General features: G+C 53.6%; 5 protein-coding genes and 1 pseudogene. All 6 read right to left on the reverse strand.

Annotation, left to right across the window (positions count from 1 at the left end; genetic code table 11):
* A pseudogene (locus AVHM3334_RS23270) lies at positions 1-147 on the reverse strand (transposase); the annotation flags it as partial.
* Between the two features lie 122 nt (positions 148-269).
* Positions 270-1,184 carry a protease modulator HflC gene (hflC, locus tag AVHM3334_RS23275; protein WP_284415818.1) on the reverse strand — a complete coding sequence of 305 codons (915 nt, stop codon included), beginning with the start codon at positions 1,182-1,184 and terminating at the stop codon, positions 270-272.
* Positions 1,185-1,193: 9 nt separating this feature from the next.
* Positions 1,194-2,552 (reverse strand): FtsH protease activity modulator HflK, encoded by a 1,359-nt coding sequence (hflK, locus tag AVHM3334_RS23280; RefSeq protein WP_284415820.1) that lies wholly within the window; start codon positions 2,550-2,552, stop codon positions 1,194-1,196.
* Between the two features lie 52 nt (positions 2,553-2,604).
* Positions 2,605-3,744, reverse strand: coding sequence for a GTPase HflX (gene hflX / locus AVHM3334_RS23285; protein WP_502869971.1), 1,140 nt, complete (start codon positions 3,742-3,744; stop codon positions 2,605-2,607).
* Positions 3,745-3,838: 94 nt separating this feature from the next.
* Positions 3,839-4,093: an RNA chaperone Hfq gene (gene hfq, locus AVHM3334_RS23290; protein ID WP_272551864.1), complete on the reverse strand. Its 255-nt coding sequence runs from the start codon at positions 4,091-4,093 to the stop codon at positions 3,839-3,841.
* A 98-nt stretch (positions 4,094-4,191) separates the two neighbouring features.
* Positions 4,192-4,317, reverse strand: a 126-nt coding sequence (locus AVHM3334_RS23295) for an integrase core domain-containing protein (RefSeq protein ID WP_284415798.1), incomplete at its 5' end; no start/stop codon positions are given.

Here is a 4,317-nt window from a genome sequence, read left to right on the forward strand (position 1 = left end):
GAAGGCGTGCTGCAGGTACAGCAGCCCAGCCACCAGCCGCGGCGGCAACGCGGGTCGGCCTCGTGCGGACGTGAACGTGACCGCGAAGGTGCGCTCGATCTCGGCCCAGTCGATCAGTGCGGCCAGCTTGACCAGCGGGTGACGCAAATGCTGCGGCCATGAACCCCAAGAACTGCAAGCAGGATCAACGACTTGCGAGTTGTTCAGGACAGACTACTGACACTCACGATGATGAGCACTGCCTCCGTAAGCACCGTCTTCAAACCCACTCACTTCCGAACAGAAACCGGTGCAGTTGGCGGGTTGATGCCACTCCCACGGAAGACCTTAAAAAACTCAGTACTGGACGGATCCACCACCATCACGTCACTCTTCTTGCTAAAACTTGCCTTGTAAGCCTCAAGACTGCGATAGAACTGAGCAAATTGCGGATCGCGCGCGAACGATTCTGCATAAATACGAGCAGCTTCAGCATCGCCTTCGCCTTTGATCTTTTGAGCATCTCGATACGCGTTAGCAATCGCCACTTCGCGTTGTCGATCAGCATCTGCTCGGATTTTTTCACCTTCGGCCGCACCCGTGGAACGTAACTCGTTAGCGACTCTCTTACGCTCGGCTTCCATGCGGCGATAGACAGATTCCGTGATGGCTTCCACATAGTCAACGCGGGTGATGCGGACATCAACAACGTCAACACCCCAAGGCTTGCTGCCCTGGACGACTTCCAACACCTCGCGCTTCACATCAGACATGAGCGCATCGCGCTTCAGAGACAGAAGCTCCTTCACAGTGCGCTTGTTCACTTCTTCCTGAAACGCATTGCGCACCACCCGATTCAACTGCAGTGCGCCAGCATTTTCGTCAAGACCGACATTGCGGATGTAAGCAGAGGGATCAGAGATCCTCCAACGAACATACCAATCGATCACAACCCGCTGCTTTTCTGCAGTGAGCATGGACTCCGTATCTGTGCTGTCCAGCGTCAGCAAACGCTTGTCGATGTAGCGAACGTTTTGAAAAGGTGGCGGCATTTTGAAGCTCAAGCCAGGCTCGGTGATCACCTCTTTGATTTGCCCCAATTGATACACCACCCCGAACTGACGTTGATCCACCACGAACAGCGTTGAACTCAACAATGCGAGCACAACCAAGACCGTGGAAACGATAAATCCAACTCTATTCACAAAACTCTCCTAGCGCGATTCGCGCTCACGCGTACGGCTCGAATCCCTGGCCCGGGAATCGGCAGGAAATGTCGAAGCGGCACCCGAAGGCGGCACCACTGAAGATGTAGAAGGTGCCAAAGGCTCTTGCGCAGATGAAGTACTACTTTGAGCAACACCTTGCATGATCTTGTCCAAAGGTAAATACAGCAAATTGGAGCCCTGACGCGATTCCACCAGGACCTTGGTGACGTTGGTGTAGATCTGCTGCATTGATTCAATGTACAGACGATCTCGAGTCACTTGGGGCGCTTTCTGGTACTCAGACAGCAGCGAGGTAAAACGCTGAGCGTCACCTTGCGACTGCGCGACAATTCGAGACTTGTAAGCTGCAGCTTCCTCGGCCAGTCGGGATGCGGAACCGACAGCGCGAGGAATGACATCGTTGGCATAGGCTTGAGCTTCGTTCTTCGCGCGCTCACGTTCCTGCCCCGCCTTCAATACATCGTCAAAAGCCGACTGAACTTGCTCGGGAGGACGCACACCTCCTTGTTGCAAGTTGATGCCAACTACTTCTACACCAACTTTGTAGCGGTCAAGGATCGTCTGCATCAAAGTGCGAACCCTCGGAGCAATTTGATCGCGCTCCTCAGCCAAAGCAGTGTCCATGCGCATCTTGCCGACGATTTCTCTGACGGCAGTTTCCGCGGCTTGAACCACAGCATCTGCAGGATTCCGACTCTCAAACAACCATGCTCTTGCGTCATTGAGACGGTACTGGACAGCGAATTTGATTTCTACAATATTCTCGTCCTCGGTCAGCATGGCCGACTCACGCAGGCCGGTGCTCTTAATCACGACATCGCGACCCACATCAGCTGACCGTATCTGTGTGACAAAGACAAGCTCGTGACGCTGTATTGGATAAGGCAACCGCCAGTTGAATCCGGCATTGACCGTACTCTTGTACTTACCAAATTGGGTAATAACTGCTTGCTGCCCTTCCTGAACTATGAAGAAACCTGTGCCAAGCCAGATCAGCACAGCGATAGCAGCAATCAATCCAACACCAAACCCGGCGTTTTTCATGTCAGGCTGAAAACCACCACCTGCGGGAGGACGGCCGCCTCCCTGTTTGCCGCCAAAAAGTCCCCCCAGCTTCCGATTGAGGTCACGCCAAAGCTCATCCAAATCCGGGGGCTGCCCTGAGGCGTTTTTGTCACGTCCTCGATTACCCGCAGGTGGCGCAGCGGAAGGGCGCTCAGGCTCTGAAGCAGACCCCTCGCCCTTTTCTTCACCACGGCCCCATCGAGGGTCATTCAGATTGAACATTCCCCGAATGCGTTCAGGCAATCCGGCCCAACGCGAGGTACGACTGTGAGGATTCATTCGCAAAATCTCTGTTTCTCTGAATACGTGGACGAAGCGGCATTGTGCCCAATCAAACACTGTCCGGAGGAAATTCAACATCGTTCACTAAGGTCATGGATAAAGCCTGCACCCTGGGAACCAAGGCCGAAATACCTTGCCGCAAAGATGCCAAACCTTCTCCAGATTTAGCGCTTAAAAAGAATCGCTGCACAGGAGTGCCCGCCAATTCATAGGTGTCCTGAAGAATCAAGGGCCGCTGCTCAGGCGCCACTCCATCCAGCTTGTTGAAAACCAATATTTGTGGCACCTCTGCGGCACCGATCTCTCTCAGAACGCGCTGCACCTCCGTGATCTGTTCCGGAAAACCAGGATTTGAAGCGTCTACCACGTGCAGCAATAAATCTGCGTCCACAGCTTCCTGCAAGGTGGCTTGGAATGCGTCAATCAAACCGTGTGGAAGATCGCGAATGAAACCTACTGTATCGGACAAGGAAACAGATCGCTCAGCCTCGGCCACATACAGTTGACGCGTTGTAGTGTCTAAAGTGGCAAATAACTGGTCCGCCGCATAAGCTCTGGCTTTGACCAACGCATTGAACAGTGTGGATTTACCAGCATTGGTGTACCCAACCAACGAAATGTTGAAGGCATCTCGCCGTTCACGCTGCCTCCGCTGCGTCGATCTCTGCCGCTTGACTTTCGAAAGTCTTTCACGCGTCCGCTTGATCGACTCGCCAATCATTCTGCGGTCAAGTTCGATTTGGGTTTCGCCAGGGCCGCCGCGAGCACCGATGCCTCCACGCTGACGCTCCAAATGGGACCAACGTCGCACAAGACGGGTACTGAGGTACTGCAGCCTCGCCAACTCAACTTGCAACTTGCCTTCATGGCTTCTCGCACGTTGCGCGAAAATTTCCAAAATTAAAAGCGTGCGGTCATTGACAGGCAGATCCAAATGTCGCTCAAGATTTCGCTGCTGCGCAGGACTGAGAGCTTGATCAAACAACACCTCAACCGCGTGGTGCATTTGCGCCAGCATACGGATCTCATCCGCCTTGCCACTTCCCACAAAAAGAGCAGCATCTGGAGCTTTTCGCTTGCATGCAACCCTAGCGACAGGCTGTAGGCCAGCCGTCTGGGCAAGCAATCCAAGTTCTTCTAACTCAGCATCGAAATTCGGCAACCCAAAATCCACACCTACCAGAATCACAGGTGTTAGTGGTACCTCGTTTGAGTCGCGCGTACTCAAGGCAGGTCGCCTAAGAACATGCATTTAACGTGCCCAAAGGGCATATCAACCGTGATCAAGAATTCCCGGCCTCAGCCTCAGGGGTCTCGGCTGTCGAAAAATTCACTGCGCGACCTGGGACGATAGTGGAGATGGCATGCTTATAAACCATCTGCGTAACCGTGTTACGTAGCAGGACTACGTATTGGTCGAAGGACTCAATCTGACCCTGAAGCTTGATGCCGTTGACGAGATAGATCGAAACTGGAACATGCTCACGACGGAGCGCGTTCAGGAACGGATCTTGAAGAAGTTGGCCTTTGTTGCTCACGATATTCTCCGTGTTCAGGAATATTGTTGTAAAGCTGCACCTTACCACAGGCTGCAGCGGCATCACCGGAAAACCAGGGAAACCCCTGGCGATACCGGCTAGATGTCGAGTTGCAATAGGTTATACCCGGCAAGTCGGGAAGCTGGAGGTCTGTAGCCCAAGGCCGAGTGGGGCCTCCTGGCGTTGTAGTAGCTCAGGAACGCAGGCAACCATGCTGTGCGTTC

The organism is Acidovorax sp. SUPP3334 (assembly GCF_030159055.1).
Classification (GTDB): Bacteria; Pseudomonadota; Gammaproteobacteria; order Burkholderiales; family Burkholderiaceae_C; genus Paracidovorax.

What these genes read in the sequence shown, in the direction of transcription:
- hflK (WP_284415820.1), bottom strand. Translation starts at nt 2,552, where the DNA reads ATGAATCCTCACAGTCGTACCTCGCGTTGGGCCGGATTGCCTGAACGC.